General features: G+C 49.1%; 17 protein-coding genes. 7 read left to right on the forward strand and 10 right to left on the reverse strand.

The genetic code is table 11. The features are described from left to right. Positions 1-11: 11 nt before the first annotated feature. Positions 12-668, reverse strand: a complete 657-nt coding sequence (locus M3080_RS01990; protein ID WP_022473128.1) for a MarC family NAAT transporter — start codon at positions 666-668, stop codon at positions 12-14. Between the two features lie 260 nt (positions 669-928). Here M3080_RS01990 and M3080_RS01995 point away from each other — a divergent pair, with 260 nt between their 5' ends. Genes M3080_RS01995 through M3080_RS02010 form a run of 4 tightly spaced genes read left to right on the forward strand, consistent with a single transcriptional unit; the run spans position 929 to position 7,438 of the window. Next, entirely contained in the window at positions 929-2,047 is a 1,119-nt protein-coding gene (locus M3080_RS01995) for an efflux RND transporter periplasmic adaptor subunit (RefSeq protein WP_249091675.1), read from the forward strand. Between the two features lie 31 nt (positions 2,048-2,078). After that, the gene (locus tag M3080_RS02000) at positions 2,079-5,363 is read left to right on the forward strand and encodes an efflux RND transporter permease subunit (RefSeq protein ID WP_283162502.1); all 3,285 of its coding nucleotides are present in this window, start codon (positions 2,079-2,081) and stop codon (positions 5,361-5,363) included. A gap of 2 nt (positions 5,364-5,365) precedes the next feature. After that, on the forward strand, positions 5,366-6,829 hold the full coding sequence (locus M3080_RS02005) for an efflux transporter outer membrane subunit (RefSeq protein WP_249091676.1): 1,464 nt from the start codon (positions 5,366-5,368) through the stop codon (positions 6,827-6,829). A 3-nt stretch (positions 6,830-6,832) separates the two neighbouring features. After that, positions 6,833-7,438, forward strand: a complete 606-nt coding sequence (locus tag M3080_RS02010; RefSeq protein ID WP_249091677.1) for a TetR/AcrR family transcriptional regulator — start codon at positions 6,833-6,835, stop codon at positions 7,436-7,438. Between the two features lie 71 nt (positions 7,439-7,509). On the opposite strand, the gene M3080_RS02015 is transcribed toward M3080_RS02010, so the two are convergent. From M3080_RS02015 to M3080_RS02025, 3 genes are all read right to left on the reverse strand, one after another. Continuing rightward, a complete protein-coding gene (locus tag M3080_RS02015; protein ID WP_249091678.1) occupies positions 7,510-8,943 on the reverse strand; it encodes a DegQ family serine endoprotease in 1,434 nt (477 codons plus the stop codon). 137 nt (positions 8,944-9,080) lie between these two features. Next, on the reverse strand, positions 9,081-10,394 hold the full coding sequence (locus M3080_RS02020; RefSeq protein WP_249091679.1) for an ATP-binding protein: 1,314 nt from the start codon (positions 10,392-10,394) through the stop codon (positions 9,081-9,083). A gap of 6 nt (positions 10,395-10,400) precedes the next feature. Next, positions 10,401-11,057 carry a response regulator gene (locus M3080_RS02025; protein ID WP_249091680.1) on the reverse strand — a complete coding sequence of 219 codons (657 nt, stop codon included), beginning with the start codon at positions 11,055-11,057 and terminating at the stop codon, positions 10,401-10,403. Positions 11,058-11,192: 135 nt separating this feature from the next. Between M3080_RS02025 and M3080_RS02030 the strand changes: the two genes are divergently transcribed. The 3 genes from M3080_RS02030 (at position 11,193) to M3080_RS02040 (ending at position 13,824) form a co-directional block, all read left to right on the forward strand. Further along, positions 11,193-11,615 (forward strand): DUF4870 family protein, encoded by a 423-nt coding sequence (locus tag M3080_RS02030; RefSeq protein ID WP_249091681.1) that lies wholly within the window; start codon positions 11,193-11,195, stop codon positions 11,613-11,615. A gap of 191 nt (positions 11,616-11,806) precedes the next feature. Beyond that, entirely contained in the window at positions 11,807-13,159 is a 1,353-nt protein-coding gene (locus tag M3080_RS02035) for an OmpP1/FadL family transporter (RefSeq protein WP_249091682.1), read from the forward strand. Between the two features lie 110 nt (positions 13,160-13,269). Further along, positions 13,270-13,824 carry a YaeQ family protein gene (locus tag M3080_RS02040; RefSeq protein ID WP_249091683.1) on the forward strand — a complete coding sequence of 185 codons (555 nt, stop codon included), beginning with the start codon at positions 13,270-13,272 and terminating at the stop codon, positions 13,822-13,824. Between the two features lie 2 nt (positions 13,825-13,826). On the opposite strand, the gene M3080_RS02045 is transcribed toward M3080_RS02040, so the two are convergent. The 6 genes from M3080_RS02045 to M3080_RS02070 all read right to left on the reverse strand — a co-directional run bounded on the left by M3080_RS02045 (position 13,827) and on the right by M3080_RS02070 (position 17,800). Next, a complete protein-coding gene (locus tag M3080_RS02045; protein WP_249091684.1) occupies positions 13,827-14,093 on the reverse strand; it encodes a cyd operon YbgE family protein in 267 nt (88 codons plus the stop codon). Next, a complete protein-coding gene (locus M3080_RS02050; RefSeq protein WP_022473140.1) occupies positions 14,093-14,200 on the reverse strand; it encodes a cytochrome bd oxidase small subunit, CydX/CbdX family in 108 nt (35 codons plus the stop codon). Before M3080_RS02050 ends, M3080_RS02045 begins: the two co-directional genes overlap by 1 nt. Before the next feature lie 11 nt (positions 14,201-14,211). Next, positions 14,212-15,348, reverse strand: coding sequence for a cytochrome d ubiquinol oxidase subunit II (gene cydB, locus M3080_RS02055; RefSeq protein ID WP_249091685.1), 1,137 nt, complete (start codon positions 15,346-15,348; stop codon positions 14,212-14,214). 6 nt (positions 15,349-15,354) lie between these two features. Then, entirely contained in the window at positions 15,355-16,923 is a 1,569-nt protein-coding gene (locus tag M3080_RS02060; RefSeq protein WP_249091686.1) for a cytochrome ubiquinol oxidase subunit I, read from the reverse strand. Between the two features lie 34 nt (positions 16,924-16,957). Then, the gene (gene cydP, locus M3080_RS02065; RefSeq protein WP_249091687.1) at positions 16,958-17,176 is read right to left on the reverse strand and encodes a cytochrome oxidase putative small subunit CydP; all 219 of its coding nucleotides are present in this window, start codon (positions 17,174-17,176) and stop codon (positions 16,958-16,960) included. 123 nt (positions 17,177-17,299) lie between these two features. After that, positions 17,300-17,800, reverse strand: coding sequence for a DUF1801 domain-containing protein (locus M3080_RS02070; RefSeq protein ID WP_249091688.1), 501 nt, complete (start codon positions 17,798-17,800; stop codon positions 17,300-17,302). Positions 17,801-17,848: the final 48 nt, after the last annotated feature.

Here is a 17,848-nt window from a genome sequence, read left to right on the forward strand (position 1 = left end):
GTGGGTGTAATTTACATACCGGTAGCAAAGGCGCGGATACCGGATCCGATAAACTGCACGCCAATACAAACCAAGAGGAACCCCATTAATTTGCTGACAATGATGGTGCCAGAGGGCCCAAGCTTTCTGCCGCAGAAGTCGGCCGAGCGCATGACAGCCCAACAGACCAAACAGCAGAAGATAATGGCAAGCGTCATCATGAAAAAGGTTCCGACTTGATCTTCCCAGTGTGGGTATTCAGCAATTTCAGTGGAAAAACCGATGATAACCGCCATTGTGCCGGGGCCGGCGATCATCGGCATGGCGATGGGGAAAAACGCGTAATCTTCTCGATCTCGACGGACCAACGGAGCCTTATTGGGAGAGGGGGTTTGTTGGCCAAAAAGCATTTGATAGCCAATGACCGCAACCATGAAACCGCCGGCGATACGTAACGCCCCATAGGAAATGCCAAAAAAAGCTAATAAAAGATTACCTGCCAGCAAACTGACAAACATGATGATGCCGGCATAAATCGCGGCCCATCTCGCTTGAGACTTGCGTTGAGCTTCATCCATGCCCTGGGTGAGGCTGATGAAAAGCGGAATTTTGGAGGGCGGATTGGTGATCACTAAAAGACTGACCAAGCCGGCTAAAAAGTATTGCAGGTGAAAGATCTCAAGAGACATGTCGAGCCGATCAAAAATCGAAACAGAAAATCGACGACATTGTTACGTTTTCATGCAAAAAGGTCACTAGGTAGTAACCCTAATATAAGTTACATTCTGAAATATTTTTTGCCTTAAAGATCAAGCAATAAAAAAATAATTTTCGGTCTTTTCTGCCATAATGAACAAGCTTTCACTTTTTGACTGAATGAACGTTCAGTCACATTTGGTTATTTTCTGTCGGATCAACGCCGGCATCGATGTTTGGAGAAAGGTAAAACATGTTTTCAAAGTTTGCGCCCAAGTACGCAGCGGTAGCTTTATCAGTCGTGGCAGCTTTGTCGTTGGCAGGCTGCAAGGGTGATGCTCCGAGTGCCCCGAAGGGGCCCCAAGAAGTGGGTGTGGTGACCGTAGAATTGTCCACTCCCGTGATGACAACGGAGCTTGCCGGACGCACGAGTGCTTACCAAGTAGCCGAAGTTCGCCCTCAAATCAGCGGGATTATTCAAAAGAGAACGTTCACAGAAGGCCAGATGGTCAAAGCCGGTGAGCAGCTCTATCAGATTGATCCGGCTTTGTATGAAGCCGCCTATGAAGAAGCGGTCGCCAATTATGAATTAGCCCGAGCCAACGCCAGACGTTCTGCCCAGTTGGTGAAAGTCAACGCGGTGAGTAAACAAGACAATGATGCCGCCCAGGCTCAGATGAAGACCGCACGGGCTGCCATGAAGACGGCTAAAACCAATTTGGACTACACCAAGGTCGAAAGCCCGATTTCGGGACGGGTGGGCCGCTCTGAAGTGACGCCGGGTGCACTCGCTAACGCCTATCAGACATTTATGACGACGGTGCAGCAATTGGATCCGATTTATGTCGACGTTCGTCAAACAAGCTCTGATATGTTGCGCTTAAAGCACGAAATTGCTTCGGGCAAGATTAAGGCCAAGGACGGTGCGGTTGAAGTCACCGTTTTGATGGAAGATGGTTCCGTTTATCCGCAAAAAGGTAAATTAACCTTTACGGGTGAAGAAGTGGACGAAGGCACGGGGATGATTAATTTGCGTGCGGTTGTGCCCAATCCTAACGGAGATCTTTTGCCCGGTATGTTCGTGCGTGCTCGTCTTGAAGAAGGTGCGCGTCCGGATTCGGTCCTTATTTCTCAACGCTGCGTGATGCGCGACCCGAAGGGCCAGGCCTACGTTTATGTGGTTAAGCCTGACAATACGATTGAACAACGCAATGTGGTTGCCAACCGCGTGGTCGGTACGAATTGGTTAATTGAATCAGGTCTGCAGGCTGGTGAAAAAGTTGTGATTGAAGGCATCGGTAAGGTGCGTATTGGCTCTCAAGTCAAAATCGCTCAACCGGCTGCCGTCGCAACTGAGGCTCCGGCAAAGTAATAAGAAATAAGACAAGGCAAAGGATTTATTTATGTCTCGATTTTTTCTAGGACGACCGATTTTCGCCTGGGTGATCGCCATTGTGATCATGTTGGCCGGTATCCTGTCGATTACAAGATTGCCGGTCTCTCAGTACCCGCAGATCGCGCCTCCTCAGGTCACTATCACGGCAACCTACCCGGGCGCTTCGGCCGAAACCATTGAAAATACGATTACGCAACAGGTCGAACAAGCGATGACCGGTTTGGATGGCTATTTGTATATGGCCTCTAATTCCGATTCGTCCGGTCGCGTTTCCATTGATATCACCTTTGAAGCAGGAACCGACCCTGACATTGCGCAGGTCCAGGTTCAAAACCGCTTAAAGACTGTGGAAAACAGTTTGCCGCAAGTGGTGCAACAGCTGGGTGTGAACGTGGATAAGTCGGCTGCCAACTTCTTGATGGTGGTGGGCTTTGTCGATAAAAACGGCAAAATGAGCAGCGCTGACCTTTCAGACTACTTGGTCAACAATGTTCAGGAACCGCTTTCACGTATTACCGGTGTGGGTGAAGTGGAAGTGTTCGGTAGCTCTTACTCCATGCGCATTTGGCTCGATCCCGAAAAGCTTCACAAGTACTCCTTGTCGACTGACGAGATCGTTGCGGCCATTGAAGAGCAAAACGTACAGGTTTCATCCGGCGCTATCGGTAACTTGCCTTCCGAAGCACGTTATGAGTTAAACGCCACGATTAACTCCATGTCGCTTTTGGAGACGGTCGAAGACTTCGAAAACATTATGGTGAAGACGTCCATGGACGGTTCACGTGTTTTGATGAAGGATGTAGCTCGAATCGAGATGGGGCAGGAAAGCTACAACGTTATCGCTCTTTATAACGGAAAAGAATCCACCGGTATGGCCATCAGTTTGGCTTCTGGCGCCAACGCCATGGCAACGAGCGATCGTGTGAAAGCCCGCTTAAACGAAATGCAGGTGAACTTCCCGGATGGTATGGAATGGGTGGTGCCGTTTGATACGACGCCTTTCGTTCGTATTTCTATTCAGGAAGTGGTTCGTACGCTTTTTGAAGCTATCGTGCTCGTGGTCTGCGTGATGTTCCTATTCTTGCAGAATTGGCGTGCAACGTTGATTCCGACGATTGCCGTGCCGGTCGTACTTTTGGGTACGTTTGGGGTGTTGCAGGCAATGGGGTACTCCATCAACGTGCTGACGATGTTTGCTATGGTGCTAGCCATCGGGCTACTGGTGGACGACGCCATTGTGGTGGTGGAAAACGTTGAACGTGTGATGCGAACTGAAGGCTTATCACCACGAGAGGCGACGGAAAAATCCATGGGTCAGATTCAGGGCGCCTTAGTGGGTATCGCTATGGTGCTTGCGGCAGTGTTTGTGCCGATGGCTTTCTTCGGCGGTTCAACCGGCATCATTTATCGTCAGTTCTCCGTGACGATCGTCTCGGCCATGGTGCTTTCTGTATTAGTGGCTTTGATCCTGACGCCGGTGCTTTGCGCCTCGCTTTTAAAGCCGATCGAGAAAGATCATCACGAAAACAAACAGGGCTTTTTCGGCCGCTTTAACCGCGGTTTTGAAAAGTTCTCCTTGATGATTCGCACTCAAGTTGGTCAAGCTATTCCGCATACCGTCCGCACGCTTTTGGTTTACGCCATTATTTTGGGCGGCGTGGTGTTTGGCTTTATGAAGTTGCCCTCAAGCTTTATGCCGGGTGAAGACCAGGGTATTTTGCTTGCTCAGGTGATTACGCCGGCCGGTACCTCTCAGCAAAGAACGCAGGAAGTGTTGGGTCGTATGAGTCAGTACTTCCAGGAAAAAGAAGCAGAAAACGTTGAATCGGTATTTACGGTTTCAGGCTTTTCTTTCGGTGGTACGGGACAGAACACCGGTTTGATGTTCGTGCGCTTGAAGGATTGGGGTGAACGTGAGGGCGATGGTCAGGACGTTAATTCCATCACGGCTCGCGCTATGGCAGAGTTCTCTCAATATAAGGATGCGAATGCCTACGCGTTCCCGCCGCCGGCTGTGCCTGAATTGGGTATTGCCGATGGCTTTGACATTTATCTGCAAGCCAGCGCCGGTCAAACTCACGATGAATTGATGGCGGTACGCAACCAGTTCATTGGCATGGGTAATGCTCACCCGCATCTGACCGCTGTTCGTCCGAACGGTATGGAAGATACGCCGCAGCTGCACTTGGATATTGATGTGGAAAAAGCCCGCGCGTTGGGTGTGTCCATTAATTCCATCAATTCAACACTGGCAACGGCTTGGGGTAGTACGTATGTCAACGACTTCCTCGATCGCGGTCGTGTGAAGAAAGTTTATGTCCAAGGCGATAGTCAATTTAGACAAAAACCGGAAGATTTAGGTAAGTGGTACGTGAAAAATAGTGCCGGTGAGATGGTGCCTTTCTCCGCGTTCTCAACGACATCGTGGAAGTACGGCTCGCCTCGTCTGGAACGTTTCAATGGTTTGTCTGCTGTGAACATTCAAGGTAATCCACGAACGGGCTTTAGCTCAGGTGACGCCTTGGCGGCTGTGGCAGAAATCGCTGAGAAACTCCCTGCCGGCTATAGCGTTGCTTACACGGGTGTTTCCTACCAGGAACGTGAAGCAGGTGGTCAGGCAGCGCCCTTGTACGCCTTGTCCATTTTGGTGGTGTTCTTGTGCTTGGCCGCTTTGTATGAAAGCTGGTCCATTCCGATTGCCGTGATTTTGGTCATTCCGATGGGCGTGATCGGTGCTTTGGCGCTGACGGGCCTAAGAGGTTTGAATAACGACATTTACTTCCAGGTCGGCTTGATTACAACAATCGGCTTGGTCAGTAAGAACGCTATTTTGATTGTGGAATTTGCCAAGGACTTGCACGACAGCGGTGAAGATATTGTGCACGCGGCTATTGACGCGGTCCGTCTGCGTCTCCGTCCGATCGTGATGACGTCTTTGGCCTTCGGTCTCGGTGTGTTGCCCTTGGCTATGTCTCATGGGGCAGGCTCCGGCGCTCAGAACGCCATCGGTTGGGGTGTGTTGGGTGGCATGATTACCGGTACGCTTTTGTGTGTGCTCTTTGTGCCACTTTTCTACGTTATGATTATGCGTGTCTCAGGCAGTGCCAATGAACGTAACGTCGACTTGAAGGCAGCGGCAGCTGAAACGGCTTTCGAAGCTAAGGCCTTAAAGAGCGGAGAGCTCACGTTCTATGATCGTGACGAAGAGTCTGAGAAAAAAGAAAACGGCGTTCCTGCCGAATCTGATGCTCAAGTGCAGGAAAAACAGCAAGCCGATAAAAAGGGAGAATAAGCATGCGAAAGACTTTTAAGTTTTTACCGTTGGTGGCGGCTTTGGCATTGACCGGTTGCATGTCGATGGCTCCCAGCTATGAAAGACCGCAGGCACCGATTCTGAACGCCTGGCCTACCGGCGAAGCCTATGCCGATGCCAAGATCAATCAGCAGGCTTTGCCCGATTGGCACGAGTTCTTTACCGATGAGCGTTTGCGCAAAGTCATTGAGCTTACGCTAGAGAACAATCGTGACTATCGTGTCGCTATGCTCAATGTTCAGAAGATGCGTTATGCGTATAACATCCAGCGTTCGGAATTTTTACCGAGCATCTCAGGTGTTGGTTCCGGAGAACATTCCGGTACGCCGAGAACGCTGAGTGCGACCGGACAAGATACGGTCAGCCATGTTTATTCAGCCAATTTGGCCATGGCTTCTTATGAGTTGGATCTTTTCGGCCGTATTCGCAGCTTAAGTGATGAGGCTTTGAACCAATACTTTGCGACCGAAGAAGCCCGAAAGAGCGCCCGTGTGACACTCATCGCCGAAACGGCCAATCTGTGGCTACAGTTGGGTGCGGACCGCTCACTTTTGGCTTTTGCCAAGGAAACGTTGGATAGCCAAGAGAAGTCCTACAAGCTTTCTGAAGCAAGCTATAAAGCCGGTGCCATCAATTTGCTTGAACTCAATCAGGCCAAGCAAATGTACGCAAGCGCGCAAGCTTCTTACGCCTCTTCACAGCGTGCGGTGGCTCAAGATATGAATGCCTTGGCGCTTTTGGTTGGCACAAATGTTCCCGAAGACTTATTGCCCAACAATGTGGAAGTAGTGACACTTGCCGGGGTTTTGCCTCAAGGGGTACCTTCCGAAGTGCTCTTAAACCGTCCTGACATTGCTCAAGCCGAATACACGTTGCTCGCAGCCAATGCTGACATTGGCGCGGCACGTGCAAACTTCTTCCCAAGAATCACGCTTGTGGCTTCGGGCGGCACCGGTTCAACGGAATTGGATGATCTCTTCTCGGGCGGTACGCGTCTCTGGAGCTTTGCTCCCTCGATTTCACTTCCGATTTTCACGGGTGGCGCTAACTGGGCGACGCTTCGTGTCTCTGAAACGGAACGAGATATCGCAGTAGCCGATTACGAAAAAGCCATTCAAACGGCTTTCCGTGAAGTGGCCGATGCGTTAGCGACTGAAGGCACTATTGAGCGTGAACTTAAAGCCACGCAAGACTATGCGGATGCCACGAAGAAGGCCTATGAGCTTGCCCAAGCCCGCTATCGTCATGGCTCAGAGAGCTTCCTGACGGTTTTGGACTCGCAACGGCAATACGTGAGCGCGCAAACGCAATTGGCTGTTGCCCAACAGGCCCGCGCCATGAGCTTGGTAACGCTTTACAAAGCCTTGGGCGGCGGTGCGGTTGACATTCAAAAATCCGCCGATCAAAAGAGTGACTCTTCGGTTCAAGCCAAAAGTGAGGCTTAAACCATGGCGAAAAATTTAGCTCAGCAGCGCCGTGAGGAAATTATCCGGGCGGCGCACAAGTGCTTTATCACTCGAGGCTTTCATGCAACGGGGATGGCCGATATCGCTCGAGAATTCGGGATGAGTGCCGGCCATATCTATAACTATTTCCCGAGTAAGACCGCCATTATCGAAGAGGTGATTTCCCGAGGGATGGAGGATTTTTATAAAAATTCCTGTGCCCTTCAGGAAAGCCAAGACAGTTATGAAAAGACGCTTGAACAAGTCAGACGTATTTTGTCTGGTATTTTGAAAAAAGAAAGAGTGGCGCTTTCTTTGGAACTCTTGGCCGAGGCCAGTCACAATCCTGAACTCGAAAAAGTCCTTCGAGAGGCAGATGTCAAGGCACGGAGACACCTTAAAGAACTTTCCAATCCAAACGGCAACAATGCAAAAGATTGGGCGTTGGTGGATATGGGAATGGCAACCTTTGAGGGAATTGGCCTGAGATACCTGAGAAATCCGGATATGGATTTTGATTCAATCTGCGAAGTTCTTGCCGAGCGTATTTATATGCCCCGAGAGAAACTCAAACAAAGGCTCAAAGAGCTTGAAGCCAAGCAGGCTTAAGAGCTTTCTTCTAAAAAGAACAGCCGGTCTTCATTCTCAGAAGCCGGCTGTTTTAGTTCAAGAACAGGAAACTACTTTAAGTCAACGGCGATAAAGATGCGGGATTGTTGACGTTGTACCAACAAGGCCACTTTTTCAGCGCCCGACACGGCGCGACGTAAGTCGCCCACCGTTTTGACCGTCTTACCGTTAGCGCTCAGAATGATGTCGCGAGGCATAAGGCCCGCGCGAGCGGCAGCAGCGCGAACTTCCGTGACTAACAGTCCATTGGTAAGATCCAATTCCTTTAATTCTTCGTCATTTAATGCGCGAACCGACACACCGAGTTTTCCTTGAGCTTGCTTCGCTTCGGTCGGAGCGGTGCTGTCTTCGGGATTTTCAGCCACGGTTACGGTGACGTCCTTTTCCTTACCGTCACGCAAAACAGTGAGTTTTACCTTTGTGCCGGGTTTCATGGCAGAAATCTTAACGGGCAAGTCGTTGGCGCTGTTGATGGCCTGACCGTTTAAAGCCACGACAATGTCGCCCACCTTAAGACCGGCTTTTTCACCGGGTTGACCCTTTTCAAGTTGGGTGATCACGGCGCCACGCGGCGTCTTCATGCCAAAGGCTTCAGCCAAATCTTGGGTAACCGCTTGGATGCCGACACCGATTCGACCGCGAATAACCCGACCGTTTTCGATCAACTGATCCTTAATCTGGATAGCCAAGTCAATCGGGATGGAGAAGGACAGGCCCATGAAGCCGCCCGAAGTGGAGAAAATCTGGGAGTTTATGCCCACCACTTCGCCCTTCATGTTAAAGAGGGGGCCGCCGGAATTGCCAGGGTTGACAGCAACGTCAGTTTGAATGAAAGGAACATACTCTTCGGAGGGGAGGGCGCGGCTTTTAGCCGAAACAATACCGGCTGTGACCGTATTGTCGAGGCCGAAAGGAGAACCGATGGCAGCCACCCATTCGCCCACCTTCAATTGTTCGGAGGAACCGATTTTAAGTACAGGCAAATCCTTGGCTTCAATCTTTACCACGGCGATATCGGTCTTTTTATCCAGACCTAAAACTTTGCCGGAGAATTCACGATTGTCGGTCAAACGAATGCGGATCTCATCGGCCCCTTCGACCACGTGAGCATTCGTGAGAATGACACCGTCAGAAGAAATGATGAAGCCAGAACCCGTTCCGCGTTGTTCAGGCACGCGTTGTTCTTGGGGACCGAACGGAATGATGGGAAAGCCAAAGCGGCGGAAAAGTTCTGCCGTACGGTCATCCATGCCAGGGAAGGGAGACTGCACGGTTTGTGTACGGGCATTTCGAATCGTTGAGATATTCACGACACCTTTGCCGTTTTCTTCAACAAGTTTAGTGAAGTCAGGCAACATGGCTTGTGCGCCTGAGTCATTTGAAGAGAAAAACGGCACTTCGGCTTGAGCCGCCGGCATAAAGGAGAAAGCCGCGGCTAATGCAACCGTCAGGGCGGCCGATTTCAAAACACTCTTTTTAACCATATCAAAGTACTCCGAAATAAATTCTTTTTGTCAGTGTAATACGTAATTTGCCAAACACTGAAACGATAATAAAAAACACGTTGATTTTGTTTGTCGGGTTGTTTCGATCAAGCTTTATTTGTAACAAAGACTAGAAATTATTGAGTTAACAAGGGCAAGCGAATACGCATAGTGGTTCCTTTTCCATCCAATCCGTCATCAATGACGATCGATCCATGATGAATTTCCACAATGCGTTTAACGATAGCCAATCCCAACCCATGCCCTTGAGCCTTGGTTCCCAATGCGCGGTAAAAGCGATCAAAAACACGCTCACGTTCCTCTGGTGCAATCCCGGGACCATTGTCACTTACTTCAATGATGGCATCGTTTTGCTCGCGCTTAACAGAGAGCCGGATGCGTCCATCGGGTTGCGTATAGCGAATCGCATTATCGGTAAGGTTGGTAATCAAAAGCTTGAGCGCATCTTCCATGCCGGCCACGACAACCGCTTTGGTAGCGGTTTCAAGCGAGATATTTTTCTGTTGAGCCAACACCGTGAGTTCGTCGGCAACAGCACCGATCACTTCGTCAAGTTTGACTGAAACAAAGGGCTTTTTGTGGGCATCGGGGTCAAGTCTTGCAATAACCAAGAGTTGTTGCACAAGACCGGTTGCCCGGTCAATACCAGCGTGAAGCCGTCCAAAGGCCTTTTGACGACTTTCTTCCGTTTTAGCGCGTTCGGCCAATTGGACTTGAAGTTTGAGTGCGGTCAGCGGGGTTCTAAGCTCGTGCGCAGCGTCAGAAGCAAATCGCTTTTGCGCTTCAAGGCTTTGCTCCAATTTGGCCAATAAATCATTTAAAGCCAAAACCAACTGCTTAACTTCAACCGGGAGCCCTTTAACAGGCAACGGTTCCAGTGATGTGGATGAGCGGGTGGAAACGATCTTGGCGGTTCGATTAAGGCTTGCTAAGCCCTGCCCAACCAACAGCCACACAGCGACGATTAAAAAAGGCAGTAGTAAAACCAAAGGCTGCAAAATGTGAAGCGCGGATGTAAAAGCTAATTTCACTCGGACATCCACGGGCTGAGCCGTGATAATAGAAATATTGTGAACAGTCTTTAAAGCAAAAATTCGCCAGGTCTGTCCTTCGTGACGAATGTTGGCAAAACCTTCGATATCGGTTACCGGAAAAGGAGAGGGAAGACCGCTGGATAGGTGTGTCTGGCCGGAAACGGTGTCTAAGAGCTGAATGACAATATGTTGCTCGTCGGAGCCGGATGGTTGGACATCCGGTAGTGTCCCGTCGGTGTGTGCGCTTAAAGACAGGGCAATTTGCTGCAGTTCAGTGTCTAGAAAACGGTCAACTTCGCCACGGGCAGAGATAAACGTCATGTAGGTCGCCGCTACCCCTGCTAAGAGCAGCGCGATACAAAACGTCCATAATAGTCTGTCGCGAATGGAATACATGATGGTTTAGGTTTCCAGAATGTAACCCACACCGCGGACGGTTTTAATGGCATCTTCGCTTAGCTTCTTGCGAAGGTGGTGGATATGCACTTCAATAGCGTTGCTGCCGATGGAAGAGTCCCAGTTGTAGAGTTTTTCTTCCAATTGAGAGCGAGAGAGAACCAGTCCCGGGCGCTCTGCGAGCGCTAAAAGAAGGGCGAATTCTTTGCTAGAGAGCAAAATAGACTCGCCATTGAAGATGACTTCATGTGTGGCAGGTTTAATTTGCAGACGTCCGCGTTCAATCATGGGTTCTGCGCGGCCCGCGGAGCGGCGAAGAAGGGCTCTCACACGGGCAAACAATTCATCTAAATCAAAGGGTTTGATGAGATAGTCATCGGCGCCGGCATCCAACCCCTTAATGCGGTCTTCAACCGTATCGCGTGCGGTTGTCACAAGAACTGGAGTGAGATTACGCTCGGCTCGCATTTCTTCGAGCACTTTGATGCCGTCTTTACCGGGCAGGCCTAAGTCCAAGATGACAAGAGAGAATTCGGTTGTGCGGAGAGCTAAAAGAGCAGAATGGCCGTCTTGTACCCAATCCACTGCATAACCCTCATCGGTGAGGCCATCGACAACACTTTCTCCGATCATCGGGTCGTCTTCTACCAGTAATAGTCTCACGGTTTTCTCCTTGCCAATTGAATGCTCGATAGCGTATCAGAATGTATGTAAATTTAAAAACTTCCGCAATCGTATGCCGAAGTGTGCTAATTTTTAATGCAAGAAAAATTATAAATAGAAGAAGGAAAAACGAAGATGTCAGATTTGACACCCTATAACAATGAGGCGCCGAAGAAGAATTTGTTGTTTGTCACGCAGCTCGTCTACATTTTGCACGGTTTAAGTATCGTGATTGGCTTAATGACGGGTGCAACCATTATTTCGGCCTTTTTATTCGGGTGGCCTTCTATTGCGGCAGTTATTCTCAATTACATTATGGCGCCTGATGCCAGGGGGACTTTTCTTCAATCGCATTTTTCCTGGCAAATCCGAACTTTTTGGTATGGCATGATTTGGACGGTTTTGGTGGCTATTGTTGGTGTGTTGTTGACGCCTTTTGTGATCGGCCCCTTTATTTGGTTAATCGGCTTTGTAGTGTTGGGAATTTGGGTGGCTTACCGTATTGTGGTAGGCTGGTTGCGTCTGCGCCAATACCGGCCGGTATTCTCTGATTATTAAAGGTTTTTTCTATTTTTAAGTAGATTAAACCGTTTTGGGTAGTATTAGGGTTATTACTAATAAAAATAGTAAAATTTAGACACAAAAAATCCGCAAAATTCAGTCGTTTCGGAAGCGTAAAGGTTTTGTTCTTGCTTGTTCCTAAACCTTTACGCTTTTGTTTTTAATTTTTCCCATTCTGGAGAGAATTGATGTCTTTCATGAAAAAGAGTGCTGCTGCGTTGGTGCTGACTGGTGTGGCCGCCGCAACTTCTACGGCCTTGGCTGCCGGTTTCCAATTAACGGAACAATCCTCTTTAGGTGCTGGTCGTGCATACGCCGGTGCCGGTATCGTCGGTGACGACTTGTCTGCAGTTCACTACAACCCCGCCGGTATGACCTTGTTGGAAGGTACGCGTTTCCAAGCCGGTGGCGTGTGGATTGCTTTGAATGCTGACTACAACGGAAAAGATGGATCTAGTGAAAATGGTCGTTTGAAAGGACAAATGATTCCTGCAGGTTACGTGACGCACCAAGTCAATGACAAAATTTGGTTGGGTTTTGCGATGACGGTGCCCTTCGGAATGGGTACGGAGTATGACCGAAACTGGTCTGAAAGCCAACGTGGTACCAATGCGAAGATCTACACGTTTGACATGAATCCGAACATTGCTTGGAAGGTTAACGATTTCTTAAGCGTAGGTGCTGGTATCTCCGTTCAATATGCCAAGGCAGAACTTGGAATGGGATTGAAAGAAGGGGATATGTATTTAGGTCATGGTAAGGTTGAAGCTGACAGCTGGGATTGGGGCTTTAACTTGGGTATTATGATCAGCCCGACTGATAAGTTGCGCTTTGGTTTAGCCTATCGTTCTGCCATTGAACACGACGCTGATGGTACAACAAAGCTTAGTGGAATGAATGGTACCCTCGGTGGGATTCAAATGCCAGCTTTAGGTCAAGCATTGTCTTCTTTGGAAGGACAAACCTTTGGTATGTCCACAAGTATTAAGACCCCCGACACAGTTATGTTAACGGGTACTTGGGAAGCTACAGAAAAATTACGTTTGTCTGGGTTAATTCGTTGGGCGAACTGGTCCAATTTCAAGGAACTTAATATTGAAAATGATGTTCCTGGATCAATCTTGGGCGCTTTTGATGGTTTGATTTCGAGCAACCCTGCTCTTGGTCAACTTGGTTTAAGCAGTGAGATGTTGACAAATGTGGATGTTGTTAATGAATGGAAAGACACGTGGCTCTTCTCTGTCGGTGCCGACTACAAGATTAACAATGCGTTCACCGTCCGTGGTGGTATCGCTTATGAAACGAGTCCGGTTGATGATCAATCCACTCGTATGGCTGTGATTCCGGATACTGATCGTGTTTGGTTGTCCTTGGGTGCCTCTTGGTACGCCACAAAGGATCTCCAATTTGATATTGGTGCAACCTACTTGATGGGTGTTGGTGATAAAGATCTTTACGATGATGTCAACGGTACGAAAGCTGGAGAATTCGACTCTTTGGATGCCTACCTCCTTGGCATTCAAATGCAATACCGTTTCTAATCTGATTTAGATTAAAACACCTAGAAAGCCGGTTTCTCATGACGTGGGAGACTGGCTTTTCTTTTAGGTGCGTAATAACATAAGGCGCGTTTAATTAAGAGGAAGAAGGCATGGCGCTCGGGGCAACGATTTACAAAGCCAATATTGATATTTCGGATGTGGACCGCGGTTATTACGGTTCGCACCTCTGTACCCTTGCGCGTCATCCGTCCGAAACCGAGGAGCGTTTGGCTATCCGCATGTTAGCTTTTTGCTTATACGTTGGCGAAACAGACATGCGCTTAGAATTCGGTCGCGGGCTTTCAACAGAAGGGGAACCCGCCCTATGGGAAATCGATGATACGGGAGCCATTGTCCGTTGGATTGATGTGGGTGTGCCCGATATCAAACAGATTCGAAAAGCGGCCGGCCGCAGTGATGAAGAAATCGTCATCGCCTACGGTGAAGATAGAATCGATCCTTGGTGGAAACAGCATTGCGCTGATATGCGCAAAGTCGATAAGCTCTCGGTGGCTATGCTAAAGGATGCGGAAGTTGCTCAAATGCTACCGCTTATGAGTCGCACGATGCATTTAACCGTAACAGTTCAGGACGGGGTGGTTTGGTTATCCGATAGTGTTCATACCGCTCAAGTGCAAATGCATTGGCTTTTGAAGCGGGATTGAAATTAGAGCGAGATCATCGTGGCTCCGACGATCATCAGGGGCCAGGCGACAAGCGGAGAGAAAAGAATTTTGAGGGTTTTATTCTCAGGAATAAAGCCGAAGCCGTGAACGTAGGCAAAGCTCATTCCCAATAAAAGGCATACCAACCAGCCGTGCGGTACGGCATGCATATCAATCGCTACGAGTCTTGGAAAACAAACGACAGCCACCGTGACGGCTAAAGCCGCCACGATGGAAATAAAGCGAGTGATAATAACGCCCTTAGCCATTATTTTTCTTGCGAAGCGTCGTCATTTTTGAGCTCATACATGGCTGCCATCAAAACAGCGAAGACAATCGCTAAAAGCAACCCGACAAACCAGTAAATGTAGAACATAGAGTTACTCCTTAATAAAGCGACTTGTCGTTTTCTTTAATGTATTGAGCCGTAAGTTTCCCGCTCATCACCTTGTAAGCCCATCCTGTGTAGATCAAAACGATCGGCAGGAAAATAAGCGTCACAATAAACATCACCTGTAGGGTGAGCTGAGAGCTTGTGCAGTCCCACATGGTGAGCGAAGAGACCGGATGGCTCGAAGACGGCAGAATAAACGGGAACATGGCGATCAAGGGCGTGAGCACAATGCAAAGAATGCTCACGGCGCTAGCCAAAACCGCTGAAAGCGGACGCCAGACGTATTCACACAAAACCCCAATTAACGCAGCCGCAATGCCTAAAACAGGAATGACAAAGAGTACGGGATAATTGAAGAAATTCGTAAACCATGCGCCATCGCTTACTTGTACGCTCTTTAAGAGGGGGTTGGCAACGCCTGCGGGATTGATGTCGGTTGCGACATAACCTTGAATGCCGAAGTAAACCCAGATGCCGCCTAAAGCAAACAACACCGCTGTTGCCGTTCCAGCCATCAAACCGACTTTACGGGCACGAGCTTGCAGCTGTCCGGTTGTGCGAAGAATCAAGTAGTTGGCGCCATGGAAAATGATCATGGCAATGGAAACCACGCCGCACAGGAGGGCAAAGGGATTTAAAAGAGCCCAAAAACTTCCGGTGTAGGTCGAGCGCAATGTTTCATCGAAATGAAACGGCACGCCTTGGAGCATATTGCCAAAGGCTACACCAAAAATAATGGGCGGCACGAAACTGCCGATAAACAAAGCCCAGTCCCAAGAGGTACGCCATTTTTCAGCGGGCACCCGACTTCTGTAGTCAAAGGCTACCGGACGCAAAATAAGGGCGGCAAGCACAATAAAGAGCGCCCAGTAAAGTCCGGAGAAAGCTGTGGCGTAAACGAGCGGCCAAGCGGCAAAGATGGCGCCGCCTCCCGTTAAAAGCCAGACTTGGTTACCGTCCCAGTGGGGAGCAACCGTGTTAATCATCACGCGGCGTTCGGTGTCGTTTTTACCCAAGAAGGGCAAAAGCGAACCCACCCCCATGTCTTGGCCGTCCATAACGGCAAAGCCAACCAAAAGAACACCCACGAAAAGCCACCAGACAAGTTTCAGGATTTCATAATCGATCATGATGCTTTACTCCTTGTCATTTAAACGGTTGCGTTCGAAGAAATAACGGCCGGTACCTAAGAAACTCGGACCGGTCTTAATCAGTTTGATCATGAGCCACATTTCCACAACCAAAAGGGCGGAATACAGAAGGACAAAACCGATAAGTGAGCCCATCACACTTCCGACAGACAATGTGGAAGTGGAAAGATGCACGGGGAGAATTTCATAAATACTCCACGGTTGACGGCCGTATTCAGCCACCATCCAACCCAATTCACAGGCAATCCACGGTAAGGGCAGAGCTAAAAAGCTTGCCTTTAAAAGCCAACGGCGAGAGGTGATCAAATCCTTGGCTGAATAGTAAAGACCGAAGGCAAAGACCAATAAAAGCGCAATACCGCAGCCCACCATGGCTCTGAAGCTCCAGAACATGATGTTGACGCCGGGAATGGTGTCTTGCGCAGCTTGAGCAATCATCTCAGGTGTTGCACGAGACGGATCTTCCGTGTATTTGCGCAAAAGCATTCCGTAGCCCAAATCGTCTTTAACGGCACTAAATTGTTCACGCAAGGCGGCGTTATCAGGGTCTTTTCGCAAAGCCGTCAGCGTTTGCATGGCCACAATACCGTTTTGGATGCGTTGGGTATTTTGTTCAATCAAATCCTTAATGCCGGGAATCGGCGTATCAAGGGAGCGCGTGGCGATGATGCCAAAGAGCCAGGGGATTTCAACATTGGCTCGAGTGACTTGGTTTTCTTCGTCAGGAAGACCGAAAATCGTCATCGGAGCCGGGGCGGGAACCGTTTCCCAGGCGGCTTCCATCGCAGCCATCTTGGCCGGTTGATCTTTAGCGACAAGGTAACCTGATTCATCACCTAAGTGAATGGTGAAAATCGAGACGATCAAACCAAAAGCAGCGGCGACTCGGAAAGAACGTTTAGCAAATTCCAAATCACGGCCTTTGAGCATGTACCAAGCCGACACGGCTAAAACAAAAAGCGCGCCGGTGACGTAACCCGCGGCAATCGTGTGACCAAATTTAGCCTGGGCCCAGGGACTTAAAATCACGTCAAAGAAATTGGTCATTTCCATGCGCATGGTTTCAAAATTAAAGTCCGAGCCGACCGGATATTGCATCCAGGCATTGGCGATCAAAATCCACAAGGCCGAGAGGTTGGAACCCAGGGCCATGAAAATCGTCACAATAAGGTGGGTGGATTTTTTAAGACGTTTCCAGCCAAAGAAAAAGAGTCCGATGAAGGTTGATTCCAAGAAGAAAGCCATAAGGCCTTCAATGGCAAGCGGGGCGCCGAAAATGTCGCCGACATAGTGCGAGTAGTAGGCCCAGTTTGTGCCAAATTGGAATTCCATCGTGATACCGGTAGCAACCCCCAGCGCAAAATTGACGCCAAAAAGTTTGCCCCAGAATTTTGTCATGTCTTTGTAGACTTCTTTTCCGGTTACCACGTAGCAGGCTTCCATGACGACCAGCATGAACGAAAGCCCGAGCGTGAGTGGCACGAAAATGAAGTGATACATGGAGGTCAGTGCAAACTGCCACCGTGAAAGATCAACTAATTCGGTCGAAATCATAAAAAGAACCTTTTGAAGAGATTAACTGCGGCAGTTAGGGGGATTTATTCTTTTCTGCCACAGAGGAGACCGGAGCGGTGTCGGCCAAAAGCGCCTGTCCGACAGACTGCGGGTCGGTCTCTACCCGTTTGTCTGAACCGAAAAAAAGATAGCCTAAACAAGCAATTACGGCAATTTTGCACGCTAAAGTTACAGCGACTTTAACGGTCAATTGTCGGTCATTACGGGAAGCGTTGTTTTTCGAATCAGACATAATCAGACGTAAGGATACTGACTGATACAAAATTTGGATAGAGTCTTTCAATAAAAGCTATGAGAGCGATTGAAAAAAGCGAGCCGTAAAGACTCGCTTATCGTTGCTCTGAGATCAGAAGGCTTATTTTTTCGCCTTTTTCGTATCATCAATGATTTCGATGACATCTTCCTCGCGGCTCTTCATAGAGATGCGCACAACGGGCGGCGGAGCTTTAGCATCCTCTTCAGTTACCCCCCAGATGGTGAGCATCTGAGCCTGAGTCGGCACTTCACCCTGAGCCACACGGCTGCGGCGGGCGGTCACCGAGTCTCGAACAATCTTTTCAATGTTATCGAGCGGAATACGATTCAAATCGTTAAACAAAATGCTGCGGTGTTCCATGTCCACCTGAAGTTTGTCCTTGAAGGCTTCAATCACGGACTCTTCGGCGACATATAACGTCATGGATTTCTCACCGGACTCCAGCGCAAAAAGCGGCCCCTGAAGTTCATAGAAGGCCAAGGCATGGCGCATGCTTTCCCTTACACCCCGTGCCGAACGACGAATAAGGCTGCAGATTTTCGCCATCGCTACTCGGCGATCAGGCGGCAGGTTTTGCAGGTAATCACCAACTGTCGACATGAAAAAATCCCCTAAAAAACTGGGAAAAACAAGCTCCTAATTTTACAC

This window comes from Parasutterella secunda (assembly GCF_023336895.1).
In the GTDB taxonomy this organism is placed as follows: domain Bacteria; phylum Pseudomonadota; class Gammaproteobacteria; order Burkholderiales; family Burkholderiaceae_F; genus Aphodousia; species Aphodousia faecalis.

Bases quoted from the DNA above. Each gene is read 5' to 3' on its own strand.
- M3080_RS02045 (WP_249091684.1), bottom strand. From the start codon at position 14,093: ATGGCTAAGGGCGTTATTATCACTCGCTTTATTTCCATCGTGGCGGCT.
- M3080_RS02015 (WP_249091678.1), bottom strand. From the start codon at position 8,943: ATGGTTAAAAAGAGTGTTTTGAAATCGGCCGCCCTGACGGTTGCATTA.
- M3080_RS02050 (WP_022473140.1), bottom strand. From the start codon at position 14,200: ATGTTCTACATTTACTGGTTTGTCGGGTTGCTTTTAGCGATTGTCTTC.
- M3080_RS02035 (WP_249091682.1), top strand. From the start codon at position 11,807: ATGTCTTTCATGAAAAAGAGTGCTGCTGCGTTGGTGCTGACTGGTGTG.
- M3080_RS02070 (WP_249091688.1), bottom strand. From the start codon at position 17,800: ATGTCGACAGTTGGTGATTACCTGCAAAACCTGCCGCCTGATCGCCGA.
- M3080_RS02010 (WP_249091677.1), top strand. From the start codon at position 6,833: ATGGCGAAAAATTTAGCTCAGCAGCGCCGTGAGGAAATTATCCGGGCG.
- cydP (WP_249091687.1), bottom strand. From the start codon at position 17,176: ATGTCTGATTCGAAAAACAACGCTTCCCGTAATGACCGACAATTGACC.
- M3080_RS02000 (WP_283162502.1), top strand. From the start codon at position 2,079: ATGTCTCGATTTTTTCTAGGACGACCGATTTTCGCCTGGGTGATCGCC.
- M3080_RS02040 (WP_249091683.1), top strand. From the start codon at position 13,270: ATGGCGCTCGGGGCAACGATTTACAAAGCCAATATTGATATTTCGGAT.
- cydB (WP_249091685.1), bottom strand. From the start codon at position 15,348: ATGATCGATTATGAAATCCTGAAACTTGTCTGGTGGCTTTTCGTGGGT.
- M3080_RS01990 (WP_022473128.1), bottom strand. From the start codon at position 668: ATGTCTCTTGAGATCTTTCACCTGCAATACTTTTTAGCCGGCTTGGTC.
- M3080_RS02020 (WP_249091679.1), bottom strand. From the start codon at position 10,394: ATGTATTCCATTCGCGACAGACTATTATGGACGTTTTGTATCGCGCTG.
- M3080_RS02060 (WP_249091686.1), bottom strand. From the start codon at position 16,923: ATGATTTCGACCGAATTAGTTGATCTTTCACGGTGGCAGTTTGCACTG.
- M3080_RS02005 (WP_249091676.1), top strand. From the start codon at position 5,366: ATGCGAAAGACTTTTAAGTTTTTACCGTTGGTGGCGGCTTTGGCATTG.
- M3080_RS01995 (WP_249091675.1), top strand. From the start codon at position 929: ATGTTTTCAAAGTTTGCGCCCAAGTACGCAGCGGTAGCTTTATCAGTC.
- M3080_RS02030 (WP_249091681.1), top strand. From the start codon at position 11,193: ATGTCAGATTTGACACCCTATAACAATGAGGCGCCGAAGAAGAATTTG.